The following is a 21,239-nucleotide window of genomic DNA, read 5'->3' on the forward strand; positions in this document are numbered from 1 at the left end:
AGAAAACCCCTAGCTAGCTTTCTTCAATCACCTTTTGGCACTCTGCATCCCAGTATGCTTGCCATCTGCCATGTTTTTTCGCAAAATAAACCGTAAACTCATCATTTACATAATCTGCAACATAGCGAAGATTAGGCGGGTTTTCCTCAAAACTTAATATCCAAGGATGGAAGTAAAAGGTTTTCTCCCACCTCTTCTGAGTATAGCCTAGATCCTTAGCATACTGAGGGATGGGTTGTTGCAACTCGCTTTCCAAATGGGACTGAATGGCATTGTCAAAACTATTCAAACGAGCTAATAGTTGCTTAAACTGATCTTCCTCCTCAATTTTGAAATCACCTATGAACTCAAATTCTGCAAAGTCTATAGAAAATTCAAATAATGTGATTTTACCATCCTCAACATAGTGCCCATCTTCATCAACACAACAACGAGTTCCTGACTTCAATACTCTCTCGAAATCTAGATCCGCAAAGCGATTGCGGGGAAGAATATCAACTGACGGCTCAGTTTTAGCTGACCTTCTCCTGAAAAACTGTTTGACTTTTTCTAGCATAGTCTCCCCCTTCTCCTTGAATTTATTATTTAAAAATGTCCACTTAGAATCTTTTCTAATATCTCGGATAAGGGTAAAAAGTACTTTCTTCTAAGCCAACTTTCCCTTCTTCAAAGGCTTCTTGGTTCCAGACGATCTCAAAGCTCTCTGCTTCTTCGTCTGCTAAGAAATCCATGAGGTCATCCAAGGCCAGCTCGGCTGTATCTTTGAGGAAGGCCGCAAAATAAGCTAGAAACTCTCGAGACAAGCCTTTTTTCGGCTCATACGGAAGGGCTGTTAAATAGGCATCTGCTTCCACATGAGACTTGGCTGGATTGTAGAAGATGACGGCTTCTTCAAAGAAGATATCCTCGTCAGACTCCTCACCCGACTCATCGACCAGGGCAACCCCTCCTGTGTTTTGTACTTCTAAGAGAAAAGCCACTTCTACTGCATGATTCTTCTTATCCCAATTGATCTCAAAGTCAAAGGGAAAGACCTTTTCCATTTCCTCTTCTAAAACATCCAAAAATCCATATTTAGACATCGTGTCCTCTTTCTAATTTCCCACTCTTAGAGCGGAATATGATACAATAGTTACTACAATCTTACCATAAAAACTGCCTCTTTTAAAGGAGACAAAGCTAGAAAGGAGACCCTCATGCCGGACAATCTCGCCCTGCGCATGCGCCCACGGACGATCGATCAAGTCATCGGTCAAGAACACCTGGTCGGAGAAGGCAAAATCATCCGCCGCATGGTCGAGGCCAATCGTCTGTCCTCCATGATTCTCTATGGACCTCCGGGGATCGGAAAGACCAGCATTGCTTCTGCCATCGCAGGAACGACCAAGTATGCTTTTCGTACTTTCAATGCAACGGTTGACAGTAAAAAACGCCTGCAAGAGATCGCAGAGGAAGCCAAGTTTTCAGGTGGTTTGGTCCTGCTTTTGGACGAGATCCATCGCCTTGATAAAACCAAGCAAGATTTTCTCTTGCCTTTGCTCGAAAGCGGTTTGGTCATCATGATCGGTGCAACGACTGAAAATCCTTTTTTCTCTGTCACACCCGCTATTCGTAGCCGCGTACAAATCTTTGAGTTGGAACCTTTGACGATGGAGGAGGTCAAGCAAGCTCTAAAAACGGCGCTAGATGATCCCGAGCGTGGCTTTGATTTTCCAGTCGTGCTCGATGAGGACGCTTTGGATTTCATCGCTACCTCGACCAATGGAGATCTTCGTTCCGCCTTTAATTCTCTCGATCTGGCTGTGCTGTCGACCTCTGAAAATGCGGAAGGCATCCGTCATATTACGCTAGAGATCATGGAAAACAGCCTCCAGCGCAGTTACATCACCATGGATAAAGATGGAGACGGCCACTACGATGTGCTCTCTGCCCTGCAAAAGTCTATCCGTGGTTCGGATGTCGATGCCAGTCTTCACTACGCCGCTCGTTTGATCGAAGCTGGAGATCTACCCAGCCTAGCTCGTCGCTTGACCGTCATCGCCTATGAGGATATCGGCCTGGCCAATCCAGATGCGCAGATCCATACCGTAACAGCCCTTCAGGCAGCGGAGCGCATCGGCTTTCCTGAGGCCCGCATTCTCATCGCCAACATCGTCATCGATCTAGCCCTTTCGCCTAAGTCCAACTCAGCCTACGTTGCCATGGACAAGGCGCTAGCTGATCTTAGAAGTTCTGGCAACCTTCCCATTCCTCGCCACCTCCGCGATGGTCATTATGCCGGAAGCAAGGAACTGGGAAATGCGCAAAACTATAAATATCCCCACAACTACCCTGGCAACTGGGTCAAGCAAGACTACCTGCCAGAAAAGCTCAAACACGCTTCCTACTTTATTCCCAATGAAAATGGCAAGTACGAGCGTGCTCTCGGAGCCACCAAGGAGAAGATTGATCAATTTAAGAAAAAGTGACATCGGTTTCAAAAAAATGAGATTTTTTCTTGAAATATTTCCAAAATGTGGTATCATATACATATAGAAACGCTGTGGTGTACGAACTCACACTTAAGTGTTGACCGACTATTTTTTGTATTATTAGGGAAACAAAAGACTTCTGGCAGTATGCAGGCCGTTTCACGCGGAAGCAGCTAAGTCAGAGCGAGTTGCCCACCTGCTTAATTGCGCGGGTTCAATACAAATCGTGAAGTTTCGGCACCAATACAGCTTTTTATATTTGCCTCCTTAGCTCAGTTGGTAGAGCAGTAGACTCTTAATCTATGGGTCACAGGTTCGAGCCCTGTAGGGGGCATTTTTTATGCACAAAAAGCCTTGAAATCCAAGGCTTTTTTGCTTGTCTTAAGAGTATTTAGCTCACTTTTTTAGATACTATAATTTAGCGTACGAAGTTAAATCATTCTGCACCATTGTTATTCCATTTAAAATAAAAACCAGCTTTGAACCCTACCAAACATTTGACAGCTCTTCACCGAATCCGCTATGATAAGGGTACTTGAAATTCCGAGTTTTCATAGCATTTAAAATGTAAGGAGTCCAAAATGAAAATCTATTATTCAAAATATGTCGGTGGTGGCTATCTACTCTTTGCATCGGCTATATTCATTCAAATTTTCTTTCTTCTCTTACATGGATTGATCGACTTTTCTCAACTAAATCTTCTCACTGTGATTCCAACCGTCCTCTTTTTCGCTGCTATCTACGCAACAATTGCAGGCATCAAAAGACTGACTAGCCACAGAGTCTCCTTTGAATTCACCTTTGAAGGTATTGAGGTCTATCCCGGACTCTTCTTCTCAAAAGAAATCTTCATTCCCAAAGAAGAATTGTTGCGAGCATCGTATGTTGAAGTGGACGTCAGCGACCCTGATCATGTCAACAGCAAAGCTTGCTATTTAGATTTTAACCTCAGAGAAGTCACCCAGCTAGAAGATATTTCTAAGTCAAACATCATCATCAATACAAGCACCTTGAAATTGCGTCTCGCCCTTAGCCTCTGTCGATTTAGAGAGGAAGAAAAAGCCGAGTTAGCGACCTATCTAAAAGAAAACTACGGCATTGATTTTTTCTATTAGCATGTAATAAAAAAGCCCTCCATTAGAACTTTAGAATAGCAAGATCTTTCCAAGCACTTGAAGGAAGAGTACAGAAGAACCATTTTATAGCAAAGAAAAAGCCTTGAAAATTCAAGGCTTTTTTAACTGCTCTTAGTTCCTCATTTTCCCTTTGGGTACGAGCAGATAGAAAAATAGCAAATTCAATCCAAATACAGCAACAAAGAGTCCTAATTGGGTGGCATCGATCGTTTGTTTCTCGGTCAAATCTTGGATCAGCTTTGTATAATAATAGCCTGGGAAAGCCCGTTGTAGCTTGCCAACCAAGTCCATAAATCCTCCACTTGCGCCAAGCGTATCAAAGGGAATAATGGTCATGGCGGCTAAAATAATAACAGGAAAGCCAATGGTATCAATCGTCTTGGCATCTACCCTCACCCCAAGTACAAAGCCAATCACACTAAAGTAGATCCCCATCAAGGATAAGAGGAAAAATTGTACCAACAGGCTAGTCGTCACTGGAAAGTGAAAACCTAGGACAGCAACAACTAGCACCGCTAAAAAGATCAAGCTGTTCAGAATCAGTTGTACAATCGATTGATCCCATAAATAGTGCTTGACACTATAGCTTGTAAAGTGGGATTCAAAAGAATAAAAGCCGATATCTGAGGCGATACGCTTACTAAAAGTTGCAAGGCTATTGCCAATGACCCCGATAAATACAGCAATGCCTAACAAAATACTTGGTGAAACTCCCTTTTGAAGCTGATAAAAGAAGATATACCAGCCTATGGGTAAAATAATGGTGAATAATACGAAGCGCTTATTTCGTAAAACTTGTTTTAATTGAATCTTTCTCATGCTTGTTCCCTTCCTTTATTCATCTCTTCTCGGAAATACTGCTCAATGGTTTGACCAGCCTGGTGAATGTCCTCAACAGCCTTTGTTGCAGCAATTCGACCCTCTTTTAAAATCAGGACTTTTGTAAAAAAGGCATCAATTTGGTTAAAATCATGGGTCACCACAACAGATGTAAACTCTTGCTGCTCCAGCAATTTCCAAAAATTATCCACTGCTTCCAAGTCCATGCCAGTCGTCGGCTCATCTAAAAAAATCAATTTTGGATGATTCAAAATGGTTAACAATAAGGACAAGCGCCTCTTTTGACCACCAGAAAGACTTCCCACCATCTGCTCTCTTGATTCTCTTAATTCGACCATTTCTAAGAGTCCATTGATATCAGCCTGCTTCAGCTGATTCATCCGGCTTTTTAATTCGACGAATTCAGCAACGGTTAGATCCTCGATGAGCAGATCCCCCTGAGGCATCATCCCAATTTCTCTTTGAAAATCAAGCGAAGTCTTTATCGTCCCCGAATCGGCCTGGAGCTGTCCAGCGATAATATTGAACAGGGTGCTTTTACCTGCCCCATTATTTCCCAGCAAGGCAATTTTGTCTCCTTCTTCTATCGAAAAAGACACTCCCTTTAATACAGCTTTCTCCTTAAATGATTTTGTAATAGATGCTACCTGAAACATACGATCCCTCTTTTCTTATTGATCTTGTATACAGTATACTTCAAAGGGACAGTCTTTGTAGCTCTCTGTCAGAATCGGTCAGAAAATCGTCGTGAATGGTCAAAAAAGAGGCTGGGACAAAAGTCCTAGCCTCTCAATTATTTTTGATTGTCGAGCAAGATGCAGTGGTTGAGTGGGCTCTACTACGCTGATTTCATCAGCTTTTACAGCCCTACTCAACTGTGCGGAGGTGGGACGACGAAATCGAATTCTAACGAATGACCGATTTCTGTCCCACTCTCTCTTCCATTATTCCTTCCAAAAGGTCAGGCTCTGAGTAAATCGGTAGTTTGAACTCTTGGTAGACACTGTCGTTTTGGGATACTTTTCCAGTAATTGTTGGATCTTGTACAAGCCAAGACCGCGGCCCTCTCCTTTACTCGAGTAGTCTTTTTCAAAAATTCTCGCCAGATCTATTTTTTCAGCTTTTGTACTATTTTCAACTATTAAGATGAGGGAGTTCGTCTCCTGAAGCATGGCAAGAGTCAGCTGGGGGTCGTCTGATTCGAGACTCGCTTCGATAGCATTGTCACAAATGATGGATAAGAAGGTGATGAAATCTAAAACCTCGATGAATAAATCACGAACAGGTTCATCGATCTCAACAGAGATCCCAATCCCTTTGTTTTGAGCCTCCAACAATTTTGCGGACAGAACACTTTTTACAGCTGGATTTTCAATGTGACTGAGTTTGGCAATATCAAACTTGCTATCGTAAAATTGCTGGCCACTCTCTCGAAGAACATTCTCATAGACTTCCCTGATCGCATTGAGATCTTCATGCTCAATACTTAATTTGAGACTGGTTAAAATATTCAGGTAGTCATGACGAAAGGCACGAATCTCCCCGTAGAGCATTTCGACGTGTTGGCTATAGGTGGCTAACTCCTGCAGTTGCCTATCTTTTTGCTCTAGAATCTCTTGTTTCAATCGTTCTTTGGACACTGCATTGAAATACAAGAGCATCACAAAAAACAAAATCAGATAAATACTATTTAACTGTTCCCGTAAAGCATCTGCATGAGGAATAGCATCCTCAAAAACCACCAGACCTACAACACTGAGCAAATACACAAACATGGAAAGATCCATTGGGAGTAGGAAACGATTAAAATACTGCCGTTGAAACCCTACTTTTAGATCTGTAAAATCTAGTTTTAACAATTTAGTGATTCCTATATAAACAGGAAAGACCAGCAATTCAAGTAGAGCATCATACCAGCTGACAGATGCCTCATGAACAAGTACGATCCCTAACATTGGAAAGACATAAAAGGCTAAGAGACGCGCAATGAGACTCTCCATGACAACCGGGTAGAGCCCGTAAAAAATATTCAAAAGGTGTCGTATGTTACGATTTCGGTAGAAACTATAGGCAATAAATACTAAGAAATAGCCAAAAAAGCCTACCGGTGGCACAAGGGTAAAGACGACTGCAAAGAAGAAGGGGCACAAAAAGAGCCAGCGCAAGGCGAACTCTTGTCTACTGATATGACGATAGATCAGCATACTGACGAAGAACTTTAGGTAAAATATTAGAACATCTAACAGCAATTCTTTCTCCCTCTATTTTTTCAAAGCTTCCAGTAAGCCTCTGTACTTGGTCCGTGAGATCAAGCAATTGTCCCCATTTTCAAAAAAAGCTTTCTTGGCTTCTTTATCAATCTTCGTAATATTTTGCGGATTCACCACAAAGGAGCGGTGGCACCGATACAAGCGGGGATCTGCTTTTTCGATATCGGCAATACTAGCGTAAAATTCCAAGCGCTCATCCTGGGTGTGTAAAATGACCTTGTGAATGGTTGGGGACGTTTCAACATACAAAATCTTATTAAAAGGAACTTGTACACGCGCCATCGCACTCTCAAATGTAAAGGCATCTTGCGCAATCGTAGTCCCAGCTTGCTCCAAGGTATAGTCGATGGCTGAGCTAATTCTCTCTCTGAACTCTTCCTCGCCCAGCGTTTTATCGATAAAATCCAAGGCAGCCACTTTGTACTGAAAGGTAATGGGCATGAATTCAGAGTGAGTGGTGACAAAGACAATGGTCGCATGGGGATCTTTCTTACGAATCTCTTTTGCAATCTCCAGACCCTTTTTCTCCTCACCTTTAATCTCGATATCTAAAAAGAATAGGTGATGAGCGCCTCTCTCTGTGATAGCATCTAGCAACTGGCTTGATTTCCCAAACACTTCTGGTGCTTTGCATTGCAGGGATTTCTGAGCAATCAGTCCCTGCAAGACCGATTCGATTCGTGATTGCTGGATCCACTCATCTTCTAACACAAAAATCTTCAACAAAGTCTTCACTCCTTCCCCTCGACGAATATGTTCTATTTTACCATAAATAATAGCTGCTGAGCCACTCTTTCAAAGTAGACTCAAAAGGCATTCTATCTTTTTCTCCCTAACAAGAAAAAACTCTCCCGGAGGAATCCGGAAGAGCTTGCGCAAGGGGAATTTGAAAAATATTTTTTAATATGAAAAAGGTCGATAAAATCTACACTATGTTCAAACTCTCATTTTACTAACAGCGATATTACGATCAAGTTTTATTGTCAATAGACATGTATGTGGGAAGTTCTCCCCTTGCAACAATGTAGACCTGTGATCTACTCTTACTAGTATACACTAGAATTATTACAAAATCAGTTAATTTGTATTGCAATTTGTTGGCAAATATTCCTCCGCCTGAAAACACCACAAACGCTTGTTTCCCAAGCATCTACGCAAGTCCTCTTTAATTAGTATTTATCATTTCTGTTACAAAATTTAAAATAAAAATATTATTCCATAACACATGAAAATCCCAAAGCACGATAAAAAAAGGCTGGGACAAAAGTCCTAGCCTCTCAATTATTTTTGGATTGTCGATCAAGACGCAGTGGTTGAGTGGGCTCTACTACGCTGATTTCATCAGCTTTTACAGCCCTACTCAACTGTGCGGAGGTGGGATGGCGAAATCGAATTCTAACGAATTACCGATTTCTGTTCCACTCTCTTTGAGCTAGTAAGACACTTCGGCAAGGCACCATAGTGCTTGCCATAACAATAAATACACCTGATAAATTAATCAAGGGGTTACGACGTAAAAAGGGAGGAACGATATTTTCCTCCCTTTGAGCTAGTAAGACGATTAGCCAGACCCCACAATAGCGACTGGCGTCAAATGATGAGAGGTATAGCCTCAATCGTGTAACAGTTACGACAGAAAATAAAGAAGGCCGATATCGCCTTCTTTATTTTCTTAGTAAGACACTTCGGCAAGGCACCATGGTGCTTGCCGTAGCCTAATGAGGTGCTTTAGCACCCATTAGGCTAAGTGTCTTACATCATCCCCCCCATCATGCTTGGATCCATTCCTGGTCCTGCTGGGGCTGCTGGTTCTGGTTTGTTGGCTACGACTGCTTCGGTCGTCAAAATCAGACTCGCTACGGAAGCGGCGTTTTGAAGGGCTGAACGGCTCACTTTAACTGGGTCGATGATTCCTGCATCAATCATATTCACCCATTCACCTGTTGCAGCATTGAAACCTGTTCCGACTTCGGCATTTTTCAAGCGATCAATCACAATAGATCCTTCGTAACCGGCATTGTGGGCAATTTGGCGCACCGGCTCTTCCAAAGCACGAAGAACGATATTGCGTCCTGTGGCTTCATCCCCTTCTAATTCAAGGGCTGCGACTGCAGAGATAACATTGACAAGAGCTGTACCACCTCCGGCAACGATCCCTTCTTCAACGGCTGCGCGAGTCGCATTAAGAGCATCTTCGATACGAAGCTTCATTTCTTTCAATTCTGTTTCTGTTGCAGCACCGACCTTGATTACGGCAACACCACCAGACAATTTGGCCAAACGTTCTTGTAATTTTTCACGGTCAAATTCAGAGGTTGTGGTTTCAATTTGTGACTTGATAACAGCCACACGGTTAGCGATCGCTTCTGGGTTACCAGAACCTTCGACAATGACGGTACTGTCTTTATCGACTGACACTTTAGCTGCTTGACCAAGCGCTTCAATGGTTGCATCTTTCAATTCCAAACCAAGATCGTCTGTAATGACTGTACCACCTGTCAAGATGGCAATGTCTTCTAACATGGCTTTGCGGCGATCTCCAAATCCTGGCGCCTTAACAGCTACGACATTAAAGGTACCGCGGATCTTGTTCAAGACAAGTGTTGGAAGAGCTTCGCCATCGACATCATCAGCGATGATCAAGAGTGGACGGTTGCTTTGAAGAATGCTTTCCAACAATGGCAAGATTTCTTGGATATTTGAAATCTTCTTGTCAGTGATCAAAATGTATGGATTTTCAAGGTCTGCCACCATTTTTTCATTATCAGTGACCATGTATTGTGAAAGGTAACCACGGTCAAACTGCATTCCTTCAACGACTTCCAGTTCTGTCTCCATTCCACGAGACTCTTCAATCGTGATAACTCCATCTTTGCCAACTTTTTCCATGGCCTCAGAGATGTACTCACCGACTTTTTCAGAACGAGAAGACACAGCAGCTACTTGAGCAATCGCTTCCTTGCTCGATACTGGGATCGCATTGTTTTTCAAAGCTTCTACTGCTGTTGCAACAGCAGTCTCAATCCCACGACGGATGCCAATTGGATTAGCACCTGCAGTGACGTTTTTGATTCCTTCACGGACGATGGCTTGAGTCAAAACCGTTGCAGTTGTTGTACCGTCACCTGCGATATCATTGGTCTTAGAAGCCACTTCTGACACCAATTTAGCACCCATATTTTCAAAATGGTCTTCCAATTCGATTTCTTTTGCGATGGTCACCCCATCATTTGTGATCAAGGGTGAACCAAATGATTTTTCAAGAACCACATTGCGACCTTTAGGGCCCAACGTAACTTTCACTGTATCTGCTAAGACATCGACACCACGGACCATTGCAGAACGTGCATCAGATGAAAATTTAATATCTTTTGCCATTTCTCTTACCTCTTTCTTCTCTTACTCTACAATTGCAAGAATGTTTGCTGTTCCAACGATGGTGTAGGTTTCTTCCCCATCTTTAACTTCAATTCCTGCATGGCTTTCAACCAAAACGTGGTCTCCTGCTTTTACAGCTGGAGCAATGAGTTCGCCACTTAGGGTACGCACACCTTCGCCAACGGCCACTACTTCAGCTGTTTTTGTATCGGCCTTGCTCGCACCTGCGAGGACAAAACCTCCAACAGTCTGTTCTTTTTCTTCTACTTTTAAGACCACACGGTCTCCTAATGGTTTTAACATGTTCATTCCTCCATACGTGTTTTTAGCACTCTCTATACGTAAGTGCTAACTTATGTTTCTATTGTATCACTTGGTCAGAAATAGTCAAGAAAAAAACACCTCAAAAATAGATGAGATGTTTCTAAAATATCAATTTAAAATTGTCAATTTTTGATTGAAATCGTCGATCACTTTTTGAAGATTGATCCGCCCGCGGTAGATGCCATATCCAAAAACAATCATGCCTAAAATTCCAACCAAGGCTAGTAAAATCCCGAGGATCAAGAGTGGGAGGAAACTTTTGTGAAAGAGATAGATCAATACCACACCAATACTGGCAATGATAAAGAGTAAGCTGAACCAACGACCAAGGTTTTCAAGCATGTGGCGTTGGTACTTGATTTCTGTTTCATATCCATTGACAAGTTCTTGTTTTGTAACCATGGGATTCCTCCTTATAAAAATTGAGAATGAAGTGCAAGTAAAGGAGGTCAATTCACTTCATTCTCAAAAACTCCTACTAGCAAATTCGTTTTTTCTTTTCCTTAGTATTTAAGATGTGGGTCGAAGATACCAAGGGCAACACCGATCAAAGCAACTACAACGAGAAGTAACATAACTTTGTTTGGTGAAATTTTTTTCTTAGACATCAACCACCAGCAAAGAGTGATGAAGGCTGCTGTCAAGAGACCTGGATAAACACCATCGATCTTTTCTTGGATGTTCAAGAAGACTTTTCCTTCAGAATTCTTGAATTGAAGGGCTGTTGTAACAGATACCCAAGTAGCTGCTACGGCACCGATAACCATACCACCGACAACGCTGATCGCTTTACGAAGAGCTTGTCCTTTTGGTCCTACAAGGAATTCAACGGCTTTATCCCCTAATTGGTAACCTTTGAAGAAGGCAAAGCGCATACCAAAGTAGACTAAGAGGTTCCATACGACGATGTAGAAGAGAGCACCAGCGACGTTACCACCTTTAGAAAGACCAAGGGCAATCCCTAAGAGAACTGGGATCAAGGTACCAACAACCAATGAGTCACCAATACCAGCGATTGGTCCCATCAAACCGGCACGCATACCGTTGATGGTTTCGCCATCCACTGCATCTCCGTTTGCACGCGCTTCTTCCAAACCAGCTGTGATCCCTACAACAAGAGATCCAAGTTGTGGTTCAGTGTTGAAGAAGGCCGTATAGGTTTGCATAGCATCCTTTTGTTCCTCTTTTGTGTCATACATTTCTTCTACGATTGGAAGCATAGAAGTCAAGTACCCGAAGGTTTGCATATGTTCTTGAGAGAAACAAGTCAAATGACCATAATACCAATGATGGAATGCTTTTGCTAATGTTTTCTTTGAAATTTTCTTTCTATCAGCCATTTTAAATATCCTCCTCATCATCGTCTAGATCCACCGCTCCAGCCGGAGCAGCTTTCATCGATTTGATCACTTCAAGTTCATAGTAGATTACTGCAAAGATTAATGAAACAACAGCACTGGATACCAAGTTCAATCCGAGAGATTTTGCCAAGGTAAATCCAACAAAGAATGGAATGAAGTCAGTTGCTTCTGTAACAATTTGTTTCAACAAGATGGCAATACCGACACATGGGAGAAGAGCACCGACTGTAAAGAGGGCTTTCATCCAGTAACCATCCATAGGAAGGTATTGTTTCATCAAATCAACCATGTTTTCACCGTATTTGGTGATAATCATTGTTGGAAGGAAAGAGAAGAGGAAGTGAGAGATCCAAGGGTAAACCCAGTCAACTGCGTAGAGTTTTTTGAAGTTTCCTTCTTCAACGGCTTTCCAACCAATGTGTTGCCATACCAAGTTCATAGTAGCGGTACCGTAGAAAAGAACTGTACCGATTGTCCCAACGGCTGCACCGATTGGAGCTGCAGCTGCGGCGATTCCTGCTTCATCTGTGATGTTATTGGCATGCACAAATAAGATAGCAAGAGGAACACCAATGTAAGAGATGGCACGCACATCGGCAGATACGGTACCACCAGGTGTTACCAAGGCGATATAAACGACTTGAAGGGCAACCCCGACCATAATACCGGTTGTCACATCTCCAAGAATTAAACCTGAAATCAACCCACCGATCAAAGGACGACCGAGTGTATAGTTCCCGATACTGGAACCCCCCATACCAGGCATTGAAGACAAGCTGGCGAAAATACCAAGCAAGATTGCTTGAATCCATGAAATTGTCATAACAAACGCTCCTTTTGTTTGTAAATATATTTACCTAACAGATAAGACTGTTAGTTTTAAAAACCAAATTTTGATTTGAAATCATCCCAATAACCGATGGAAACATCTGGCAACAATTGGAATTTCACCTTGTAGCCTGCTGTTTGAATGGCTTGGAAAGCTTCTGCTTCTTCCTGAGTGATGGATTGGTTATTCCCCAATTTCACAGCACCTGGACGATCATTTGCAGGGCCAACGATGATTTCTTTAACATCACCTGGGACAAACCCTTGGTCGACCAAAATTTCCTTCATATCGATTGGATTTTTGGTGATCAAGAAGTAACGACTATCTGATTCCGTTACTTTTGCTGATTTTTCCTTAAAAGCTTCCTTTGTCCATACAAAGGTTTTCTTGTCTGATGCGCCTTTGTAAGCTTGGATCAAAACCTTGTTTGATGCTGCTGCATCGTTTACGGCAATCAAACCATCACATGGTTTTTCTTTTGCCCAGCGTGTGACTGTCTGACCGTGAATCATGCGGTCATCAATCCGTACAAATGTTACTACCATAAGGTACCTCCCTATTAAATATCGTCATCATCTTCTTCAGCACTAGTGGCTGAAACTTCAAAAGGCTGTAGTGCAGATCGTGCTTCTGATAAGATGGTGGCTGACAAATCGTCTCCATCCAACACATCCTTCATCACAACTGCCGTCAAGGCCATGGTAAGGTTCATCCCACCAAGGATCAAGGCTCCATCGAGCTTTCCAGCTTCTTCTAGAACCGTGGCTGCAGTGGTTAATGGACTACCACCTACGATATCTGCCAAGACCAAAACAGAATCATCAGCTGTCAATCCTGAAATGCTCTCTCTAAAATCAACTGCGAAGTCATCAACCGATTTTCCTTCTTTGAGTCCAACTGCGATGACCTGATCCAACTTGTCACCAGCAAACATGGCCAGTGATGTTTTTAGACCTTCTGCCAGTCCACCATGACTGACCAAAACGAGGTATTTCATTTTTCTACGCCTCCTTTATTTGACTCTATTGTAGACTATTTGAAAGCGTTTTTATATTGTCAAATGTCACATTCCCAATATGACATTTAGCAATTAAAAAATGACATCTGTCACTTGACAAAATGCCATCTTATTTTGCTCTAAACTCCTACCTGTAGACTACTCTCAATCTCCCTCTGAATTTGAGGCAAGCGGTTCTCGACATCCTGATCGCGCAAGGCATTGCCAATCAAGTAGTCTAGCTTTTCTAGCACCTCTTTTGAGACATTTTTAGGACTACTTTCAACAGCTTGTTCCATGATGCGGTTCAAGGTCTGATTGGTCAAGGAATCTGTTCCAAAATCATCCACCTGCAGAAGGTCTTTACTGGAGCGACTCTTGACGACCTGTGGCATGACGGAGATCCCTTGAGATTGAGCAAAAAGGGTTTGTTGAATTTCTGGATCCTCTGTCAACACCTGCATCAACTCCCAAGCCAACTTGGAATGAGAAGTCCGAGCGGACATGGCAAAAGAAGTCGTTGTGACTAAGGTCGCCTTAGTCGTTTTTGACTTAGCAGGCATCGGGATGCAGGTCCAGGTGAAGTTTGAATATTTAGAAACGTGGTAGGGATAAGGTTTATAGGTCCGATATTGGGCCAAGGTCATAGGATAAAAGGCGACTTTCCCCTGGTCAAAATCTTTAGAACTCACCTTGTAATTTTTATTTAGGTCTTCCAATTTTTGTAGGAAAGTCAAAGATTCTTTCACTTCTGGAGCTGTCAGCTTGAGCATACCTCCTTGGAAAAGATGGCCTCCATTTGCCGCCAAGGCTTCTTTCCAGGTGTATTCTGTGCTTCCAAATTGGTCCAATTGCCCATCCCCATTGGTATCTTTGGTTAGTTTCTTGCAAATCGTATAGAACTCTTCAAGGCTCCAACCTTCTTTGGGAATCGCGATGCCTTCTTTATCCAAGAGATCTTTATTGACACACATCAAAATTGGATTGCTTTCATAAGGTAAGGCATAGGTTTGCCCCTGATAGACACCCGACTCAAAGGCAACGGGATAAAAGGTAGCTTGATCTTTTCGATCCATATAGCCGTTTAACTTTTCTAATACGCCTCGCGCTGCTAATAAAGAAAGATCTTGCTCAGAGACCATAAACACATCCGGCGTCTTTCCTGAGACAATCTTTTCAGAGAGCCAGTCTGAATAATCCGACTGCGGAATCCCGTTTTCATACTCTACACGGACGTGAGGATGGGATTTTTCAAATTTTTGAATCGCACGATCCAAGGCATGGGAACGTTGACTGGTCGGCACATCCCAGCTAGAACCTGCATAAACGCCGATATGGAGGACGGTCGGTTGCTGTTTCCACCAATAGAAACCCGCGCTCGCACAGAGCACAACAAGGAGGCCGATCCCCCAACAAAGATGCTTTCGCTTCAATTTCATTCTGTATTTCCTTTAGAAAAATCACGTCTCGTCACTCCTGTTTGGACTGACCAGATCGCTAATTGCGTTCGATCTCGTAGGTTTAATTTCGCCAAAATTGTTGATAAGTAATTGCGCACGGTTCCTTCTGATAAGAAAAGTTTAGCCGCAATTTCTTTATTAGACTCCCCATAGCCGACTTCTTGGATAATGCGCCATTCCGTCGTGCTCAAATCCTTGACATTGTCCTCATCCACAGCAATAGAGAAGTTGGTCTTGGCCATTTGTGAGAAAATTTGAAAGACTTTACTAGCGATATTCGGGTTGATCATGGCTCCGCCTTGATACACCACCTTAATCGCTTCATAGAGTTCCTCTGTCGAGGCTCCCTTTAAAAGATAACCTGAAGCACCATACTTGAGTGCACTATAGATAAATTCATCATCATCAAAGGTCGTTAAAATAATAATTTTGATATCCGGATAGTGCTCTTTGACTTCTTTTGTCGCCAAGACCCCATCCATGCCTGGCATCCGAATATCCATTAAGATCAGGTCAGGATGTGTCTGTGGAATGCTCGACAAGACGTGATTCCCATCTTCCACTGTGGCCACCACTTCAATATCGGGGTGGGCTGACAAAATAATTTTCAGAGATTCTCGAATCAAGGCCTGGTCATCTGCCACCATTACTTTTATCACCATCTCTATCTCCCTTCTTTATATTTCGGTAAACTGACGCGCGTGAAAAATCCATCGCGACTTTCAAATTGAAGCTGTCCTCCTAGGATGGAAATGCGCTCCATCATCTGCTTGAGCCCATAGCCATAGGTCAAGGTTTCAAACCCAACCCCATTGTCCTGCAACTCGATCAGGTAATCTTCTTCATCCTCAAAAAAATGAAGGCTCATCTGACTGGCATGACCGTGGCGAACCGCATTGGTCATAGACTCTTGGATCACACGAAAGATCGTATCTTCAATCATGACGTCCATATCGACATCGACCCATTCATAGTGTAAATCAACCTGCAAGTTGGAAAGTGTCTGGTACTCGCGGATCATCTTTTCTAAAGCATCTTTGAGGGTTCGTCCCTCAAGGGCACCTGGACGGAGGCGGTTGAGAGAGCCTCTCACATCCTGGATTCCTTCACGAACCACTTCTGATACACTTTTCACCTGCTCTTTTGCCCGATTGGGATCGATATCAATCAAGACTCCGACAGCATCTAAGCCTGCCGAGATCCCTGTTAGCGCATGCCCCAAGGTATCGTGAATTTCCCGAGCAATCCGCTTGCGCTCCCGATCTTCTGCAATCTTCTCAGACAAGGCCATATAGTTGTTCAACTCCGTATTGACCTTCGAAACCATGGCCAACTCTTCTTCTACTTCGTGGTTTTCCGCAAGGACATTCATAATATAGAACAAAAGCGAAATAATGAAGAGCACCATATTCAAGGCATAGAGGGAATTCTTTAAGAAAAAGGCCAGAATCCGGATGGAGGCGGGGTAAAAATGAATATAGACATCCAGAGAAGGAATCGGAAAGAAAAGGGAAAAGACGTCTGAATTGGTCACAAGAAGCATCAAGAAACTTACTAGGATAAAGGCAAACCAATACTTGCGGTCTCGCTTGGTATTCAACTCTTTGGAACCATAAAAGATATCCGCAAAAACCAAGAGAATGAGCCCGTTATAAGCTACATTTTGGACCCACATCAAGAGCAACATCAGGAGGATCTCCAGAATGTTCCACTTATCAAAAATGGACCATCGACTCGTTTGAGACCGGTAACGACTCATGGAGATCAAGGCAATTCCAGCAAATAAGAGCGCAGACAACCAAAAAGTTGTAGAAGGCGCAAAAGGAATACGCTCTAAGCGTTCTACTAATAGGGAAGCTTGCCGTTGGGCAATGATATAGTTGGTTGCTTGAAGATAGATGATACTGTTGAGCATCACAGCGATAAAATTCACGACCATCAGGATGGCCAAACTGTATCTCACACCTCTAAATTTTCTCATTACTGCCACCCATTCACATCAAAGTGATCGATGTTTTCCTTTGTCATCATTTGAACCGGAATGGTTATTTCTTTTTGGTAGCTCTTCCCATCAGCCATATCTTGGATGACCTCCATCACGCGGTCTCCCATCTTCAACGGAGACTGGGCAACGGTTCCTACGACATCATCTGTCGAGTGTAGCAAGGCTTTCATATCTGGTGAGCCATCAATCCCATAGATCGCAATGGGATGGGTGATTCCTTGCTCCTTGATCGCTGCTAAAGCTCCTATAGCCGAGCGGTCATTCAGGGCAACTAGTGTATCGACATCCCCCCCTGACTGCAAGAACTTACGGACAGCTGGCATGGCGATCTCCGTCTGACCCTTGGTTTCTAGTTCCGAGATGATCTCATAAGACCCATGCCCTTTGATGGTATCCTTAAATCCCTGAATCCGCGTATCTGCTGAAACAGTTCCCTTATGCTCCAAGAGAAGGATCCGAGCATTTGAAGAGCGTTTCATCAGCTCTTTCGCAATCAAGACTCCTGCTTGGTAGTTGTCGGAGACAATGCTGGCATCCGGCTTAAAATGCTTGAGCTGGGTATCAACTGCAATGATCTTAATTCCTTGTTTTCTAGCTTTTTTAAGAGCCCTTAAAATGGGCTGACTATCCCCTTTGACCGGATTAATCACGATCACATTCACTTTTTGGGCGCAAAAATCATCGATCTGCTGGCTCTGCCTTTTTTCGTCCAATTCTGGATCTCGAACAGATACAAGAGCCCCTCTCTCATCGGCAATCCGACTAATTTCCGAATGAATACTTTTATAGAACTCATTGTTCATGGTCATATAGGTGACACCGATCTTGGTCTGATCCTTGATGCTACTGGTTTGACAAACGGCATAGATCCACAAGAGGATGCAGGCCACTGGAATCACCAGTAAAACCCGTTTTATCAGCCATTTCAACCGTTCTTTTCTTTCTTCTTTCCCCTTCAAACTCCGTTCCTTTTCTGAAAATTTTGAATATATATTACTTTATTTTACTACTTTTTCAAGATAAATGCTGGCTTTTATTGTACAGATGCATATTTTTGATTTATTTTTAAAAGAGTAGTTCCCGAATGAAACCCCTACCAAGTATCAAAAAAGCTGGTCTATAAACGAACCAGCTTTCTTTTTTTATTTCTAAAAAGGAAGATCTTCCTCTTCTAAGATGATATCGGCTAAATCTCCCGTTCCACCATTTTCACGCATCGCTCGCTGAGCGCGGCTCTCTAGTAATTGAAAACTTTGACAGAGGACCTCTGTCACATACTGCATGACGCCATTTTTCTCGTAGCGGCGCGTCCGAATCTCTCCATCCAAAGAGATCAAGCTCCCTTTGCTGGCATAACTAGCCATGGTTTCTGCCAATTTCCCCCAGACAACCACATTGACAAAATCAGTCTCTCGCTCCCCGTTTTGATCCTTGTAGCGACGATTGACCGCAACGGTCACTCGGGCAACGGATTTGTCTGTGCTGGTTTTATGCAATTCTGGGGCCGCCACCAGGCGACCGATTAAAATAACTTTATTATACATCATTTACCTCCTATCTATTTATTCGAAAAAATTTCAAAAAATGGAGGTGACAAATCAAAATCATCAAAAAAATCTAGGATTCAAAACATCCTAGATTCTTCTCTTTATTCGTTCCAGTGACGAGCAGGATCAAATGGTGTCCCTGCTACTTCTGCATCATCCAATTCAATAATACCTCGTTTTTGAGGAGCATTTGGCAAGTGCAATTCACGCGGACTACACATCATCCCATAGCTTTTTTCTCCACGAAGGGCCCCAGGGAAAATCAAGCTACCATCCGGCATCATGGCTCCTGGAAGAGCGACAATGGTCTTTAGACCCACTCGCGCATTTGGAGCTCCAGCTACGATCTGAACCGTCTTATCTGGTCCAACTGCTACCTGGCAGATATTCAAGTGGTCACTATCTGGATGGGCCACCATTTCAAGGATTTCTCCCACCACAAATTTTGGTTCCTGATCATTGACCAATCGTTCTGCGAAGCCTTCTGCTTCCAATTCTTGATTTAAACGAGCTACTTGCTCATCTGTCAAAAAGACTTGGCCCTTGCCTTCGATGGCGAAGAAAGATGAGGCATCAAAGATATTCCAGGCAACGGTTTCTTGCTTGTCCTCACGGTAAACGCGAGCCACTTTTCCTTTTCTCTCCACCGCGAGCTTTGCTTCCCCACTATTTTTCAAGGTCAGCATCAATACATCGCCGACTTGTTCTTTGTTGTATGTTACAATCATGATTTTCTCCTATTTTAATCCTGCTAAGAATGCTGTAATCTGCGCTTTGGTTTTCCGATCCCGATTGACAAACCGACCGATTTCCTTATCCTTTTCCAGAACCACCAAACTTGGGATCCCATAAACATCCCAAACTTTTGCTAGATCCATATAAGCATCACGGTCAATCAATATAAAGGTAAATTCGGGATTTTCAGCCTCAATCTCCGGCAAAAAAGGCTTGAGGTAACGGCAATCCCCACACCAATCTGCTGAAAAGACAAACACTTTCTTGCCATCTTGCTCTACATAAGAAGCAATTTCTTCTAGAGAATTTGGTGTAATCATAGTTTTTCCTCTTCATAATGCAAGAGACCGTCCTCATAGACAAAGCGGTAATGGCGCTCATCTTCAAAAATGACGCCTCCTACTAAGCGCTCTTCACTAGACTCGTAGAGTTCCACATACAGGGTCGCAATCCTTCCCATGGCTTCCATTTGCTCCCGTACTTCTGCTACCAATTCTTCTTGGGTACGGAGACGCTTTTGATCTTTGGCAATTTTATAAACACCGGCCGCAAGGGCTCCTGCACTTGCTACAGCCAGACTAGACAAAATAATTTTTTTAGCTTTCATAGTGCCTATTGTAACACAAAATAAGCAGAGGGACAACGGTCTAGGCTAGATCTCTCCCTCCGCTTTTAGAGACTGATTTCCATAATAACGCTACCATCCTTGTAGAAAAAGTGATAAAATAACATCAGAAAGAAGGTAACCTATGACTGATTTATTTTCTAAAATCAAAGAAGTAACTGAAATCCCTGCTATCTCAGGGCATGAAGCTCCTGTACGGGATTATTTGCGCCAACAATTGACCCCTCATGTGGACGAAATCGTGACAGATGGTCTCGGTGGGATCTTTGGGGTCAAACACTCAACGGCAGCTGATGCTCCTCGTATCTTAGTAGCTGCCCACATGGACGAAGTTGGGTTCATGATCAGCGAAATCAAAGCTGACGGAACTTTCCGTGTTGTCCCAATCGGAGGTTGGAACCCGATGGTCGTCAGCAGCCAACGCTTCAAACTCTTTACACGTGACGGACGTGAATACCCTGCTATTTCAGGATCTGTTCCTCCTCATTTGACACGTGGAACAGGTGGACCAACCGTACCTGCCATTAGCGACATCGTCTTTGATGCAGGCTTTAGCTCTAAAGCCGAAGCTGAAAGCTATGGGGTCCGTCCTGGAGATACTTTGGTCCCAGATAGCTCTGCGATTCTCACTGCGAATGGTAAAAACGTCATCTCAAAAGCATGGGATAACCGCTACGGCGTCTTGATGGTCAGCGAATTGGCTAAGAGCCTTTCTGGACAAGCCTTAAACAACGAACTCTATGTAGGGGCCAACGTTCAAGAAGAAGTGGGACTGCGTGGAGCCCACACTTCAACCACTAAATTTGATCCTGAAATCTTCCTTGCTGTAGACTGTTCGCCAGCAGCCGATGTCTTTGGAGACCAAGGTGCGATTGGGGAAGGAACACTGCTTCGCTTCTATGATCCAGGTCACATCATGCTACCAAATATGAAAGATTTCTTGCTCACTACGGCTGAAGAAGCGGGCATCAAATTCCAATACTATTGTGCCAAAGGTGGTACCGATGCAGGTGCAGCACACTTGAAGAACGGCGGAGTCCCATCAACCACTATTGGTGTCTGTGCACGTTACATCCACTCTCACCAAACCCTCTATGCCATGGATGATTTCTTGCAAGCGCAAGCCTTCTTACAAGCATTGGTTAAGAAATTGGATCGCTCGACAGTTGATTTGATCAAACACTATTAAGCAATATCGATCACGAAGCCCCGTAAGGGGCTTTTTTAGAGGGAAAACAAGGTTCTCTTTGAAACTTTCCAG

General features: G+C 43.2%; 24 protein-coding genes, 1 tRNA gene and 1 other RNA gene. 5 read left to right on the plus strand and 21 right to left on the minus strand.

The genetic code is table 11. The features are described from left to right. Window positions 1-13: 13 nt before the first annotated feature. A complete protein-coding gene (locus K1I56_RS03260) occupies window positions 14-556 on the minus strand; it encodes a hypothetical protein (protein WP_223325244.1) in 543 nt (180 codons plus the stop codon). A gap of 55 nt (window positions 557-611) precedes the next feature. Next, a complete protein-coding gene (locus K1I56_RS03265) occupies window positions 612-1,082 on the minus strand; it encodes a DUF3013 family protein (RefSeq protein ID WP_223325245.1) in 471 nt (156 codons plus the stop codon). A 114-nt stretch (window positions 1,083-1,196) separates the two neighbouring features. On the opposite strand from K1I56_RS03265, the gene K1I56_RS03270 reads away from it, so the two are divergent. The 4 genes from K1I56_RS03270 to K1I56_RS03285 all read left to right on the plus strand — a co-directional run bounded on the left by K1I56_RS03270 (window position 1,197) and on the right by K1I56_RS03285 (window position 3,586). Next, entirely contained in the window at window positions 1,197-2,468 is a 1,272-nt protein-coding gene (locus K1I56_RS03270) for a replication-associated recombination protein A (RefSeq protein ID WP_223325246.1), read from the plus strand. A 66-nt stretch (window positions 2,469-2,534) separates the two neighbouring features. Further along, window positions 2,535-2,727: non-coding RNA, 6S RNA (ssrS, locus tag K1I56_RS03275), on the plus strand. 5 nt (window positions 2,728-2,732) lie between these two features. Then, window positions 2,733-2,805: transfer RNA gene (locus tag K1I56_RS03280), tRNA-Lys, on the plus strand. Window positions 2,806-3,052: 247 nt separating this feature from the next. After that, a complete protein-coding gene (locus K1I56_RS03285; RefSeq protein ID WP_049474411.1) occupies window positions 3,053-3,586 on the plus strand; it encodes a hypothetical protein in 534 nt (177 codons plus the stop codon). 132 nt (window positions 3,587-3,718) lie between these two features. Here the strand turns inward: K1I56_RS03285 and K1I56_RS03290 are convergent, their stop codons facing one another. The 19 genes from K1I56_RS03290 to K1I56_RS03380 form a co-directional block, all read right to left on the minus strand. Continuing rightward, window positions 3,719-4,426, minus strand: coding sequence for an ABC transporter (locus K1I56_RS03290; RefSeq protein ID WP_195423866.1), 708 nt, complete (start codon window positions 4,424-4,426; stop codon window positions 3,719-3,721). Then, window positions 4,423-5,103, minus strand: a complete 681-nt coding sequence (locus K1I56_RS03295) for an ABC transporter ATP-binding protein (protein WP_049506162.1) — start codon at window positions 5,101-5,103, stop codon at window positions 4,423-4,425. Before K1I56_RS03295 ends, K1I56_RS03290 begins: the two co-directional genes overlap by 4 nt. Window positions 5,104-5,391: 288 nt before the next feature. Next, window positions 5,392-6,696 carry a sensor histidine kinase gene (locus tag K1I56_RS03300; RefSeq protein ID WP_223325247.1) on the minus strand — a complete coding sequence of 435 codons (1,305 nt, stop codon included), beginning with the start codon at window positions 6,694-6,696 and terminating at the stop codon, window positions 5,392-5,394. A gap of 12 nt (window positions 6,697-6,708) precedes the next feature. After that, window positions 6,709-7,443, minus strand: a complete 735-nt coding sequence (locus K1I56_RS03305; RefSeq protein WP_223325248.1) for a response regulator transcription factor — start codon at window positions 7,441-7,443, stop codon at window positions 6,709-6,711. Window positions 7,444-8,469: 1,026 nt separating this feature from the next. Further along, on the minus strand, window positions 8,470-10,095 hold the full coding sequence (groL, locus tag K1I56_RS03310) for a chaperonin GroEL (protein WP_003004647.1): 1,626 nt from the start codon (window positions 10,093-10,095) through the stop codon (window positions 8,470-8,472). 21 nt (window positions 10,096-10,116) lie between these two features. Further along, complete coding sequence (groES, locus tag K1I56_RS03315; RefSeq protein ID WP_024055367.1) at window positions 10,117-10,398, minus strand: co-chaperone GroES; 282 nt, start codon at window positions 10,396-10,398, stop codon at window positions 10,117-10,119. A 129-nt stretch (window positions 10,399-10,527) separates the two neighbouring features. Continuing rightward, a complete protein-coding gene (locus K1I56_RS03320; RefSeq protein WP_003004348.1) occupies window positions 10,528-10,821 on the minus strand; it encodes a hypothetical protein in 294 nt (97 codons plus the stop codon). Window positions 10,822-10,922: 101 nt separating this feature from the next. Then, window positions 10,923-11,777 (minus strand): PTS system mannose/fructose/sorbose family transporter subunit IID, encoded by an 855-nt coding sequence (locus K1I56_RS03325; protein WP_037585172.1) that lies wholly within the window; start codon window positions 11,775-11,777, stop codon window positions 10,923-10,925. Then, a complete protein-coding gene (locus tag K1I56_RS03330; RefSeq protein WP_003019182.1) occupies window positions 11,761-12,603 on the minus strand; it encodes a PTS mannose/fructose/sorbose/N-acetylgalactosamine transporter subunit IIC in 843 nt (280 codons plus the stop codon). The genes K1I56_RS03325 and K1I56_RS03330 overlap by 17 nt, the downstream gene beginning before the upstream one ends. A 56-nt stretch (window positions 12,604-12,659) precedes the next feature. Continuing rightward, window positions 12,660-13,154 (minus strand): PTS sugar transporter subunit IIB, encoded by a 495-nt coding sequence (locus tag K1I56_RS03335; RefSeq protein WP_223325249.1) that lies wholly within the window; start codon window positions 13,152-13,154, stop codon window positions 12,660-12,662. A 14-nt stretch (window positions 13,155-13,168) separates the two neighbouring features. Further along, window positions 13,169-13,606, minus strand: coding sequence for a PTS sugar transporter subunit IIA (locus K1I56_RS03340; protein ID WP_003019069.1), 438 nt, complete (start codon window positions 13,604-13,606; stop codon window positions 13,169-13,171). A gap of 140 nt (window positions 13,607-13,746) precedes the next feature. Continuing rightward, window positions 13,747-15,045: an ABC transporter substrate-binding protein gene (locus K1I56_RS03345; protein ID WP_223325250.1), complete on the minus strand. Its 1,299-nt coding sequence runs from the start codon at window positions 15,043-15,045 to the stop codon at window positions 13,747-13,749. Further along, entirely contained in the window at window positions 15,042-15,725 is a 684-nt protein-coding gene (locus K1I56_RS03350; RefSeq protein WP_037585171.1) for a response regulator transcription factor, read from the minus strand. Before K1I56_RS03350 ends, K1I56_RS03345 begins: the two co-directional genes overlap by 4 nt. Before the next feature lie 5 nt (window positions 15,726-15,730). Beyond that, on the minus strand, window positions 15,731-17,047 hold the full coding sequence (locus K1I56_RS03355) for a sensor histidine kinase (protein ID WP_061455739.1): 1,317 nt from the start codon (window positions 17,045-17,047) through the stop codon (window positions 15,731-15,733). After that, window positions 17,047-18,030 carry a substrate-binding domain-containing protein gene (locus tag K1I56_RS03360; RefSeq protein ID WP_223325251.1) on the minus strand — a complete coding sequence of 328 codons (984 nt, stop codon included), beginning with the start codon at window positions 18,028-18,030 and terminating at the stop codon, window positions 17,047-17,049. Before K1I56_RS03360 ends, K1I56_RS03355 begins: the two co-directional genes overlap by 1 nt. Before the next feature lie 189 nt (window positions 18,031-18,219). After that, the gene (locus K1I56_RS03365) at window positions 18,220-18,615 is read right to left on the minus strand and encodes a single-stranded DNA-binding protein (protein WP_003004675.1); all 396 of its coding nucleotides are present in this window, start codon (window positions 18,613-18,615) and stop codon (window positions 18,220-18,222) included. Window positions 18,616-18,719: 104 nt separating this feature from the next. Beyond that, complete coding sequence (gene ytpR / locus K1I56_RS03370; protein ID WP_223325252.1) at window positions 18,720-19,346, minus strand: YtpR family tRNA-binding protein; 627 nt, start codon at window positions 19,344-19,346, stop codon at window positions 18,720-18,722. A gap of 9 nt (window positions 19,347-19,355) precedes the next feature. Beyond that, complete coding sequence (locus tag K1I56_RS03375) at window positions 19,356-19,673, minus strand: thioredoxin family protein (protein WP_021154296.1); 318 nt, start codon at window positions 19,671-19,673, stop codon at window positions 19,356-19,358. Beyond that, a complete protein-coding gene (locus K1I56_RS03380; protein ID WP_049472862.1) occupies window positions 19,670-19,960 on the minus strand; it encodes a DUF4651 domain-containing protein in 291 nt (96 codons plus the stop codon). The genes K1I56_RS03375 and K1I56_RS03380 overlap by 4 nt, the downstream gene beginning before the upstream one ends. A gap of 142 nt (window positions 19,961-20,102) precedes the next feature. On the opposite strand from K1I56_RS03380, the gene pepA reads away from it, so the two are divergent. Beyond that, window positions 20,103-21,167, plus strand: coding sequence for a glutamyl aminopeptidase (gene pepA, locus K1I56_RS03385; protein WP_014712788.1), 1,065 nt, complete (start codon window positions 20,103-20,105; stop codon window positions 21,165-21,167). Window positions 21,168-21,239 lie beyond the last annotated feature (72 nt).

Source organism: Streptococcus parasanguinis (assembly GCF_019929185.1).
In the GTDB taxonomy this organism is placed as follows: Bacteria; Bacillota; Bacilli; order Lactobacillales; family Streptococcaceae; genus Streptococcus; species Streptococcus parasanguinis_O.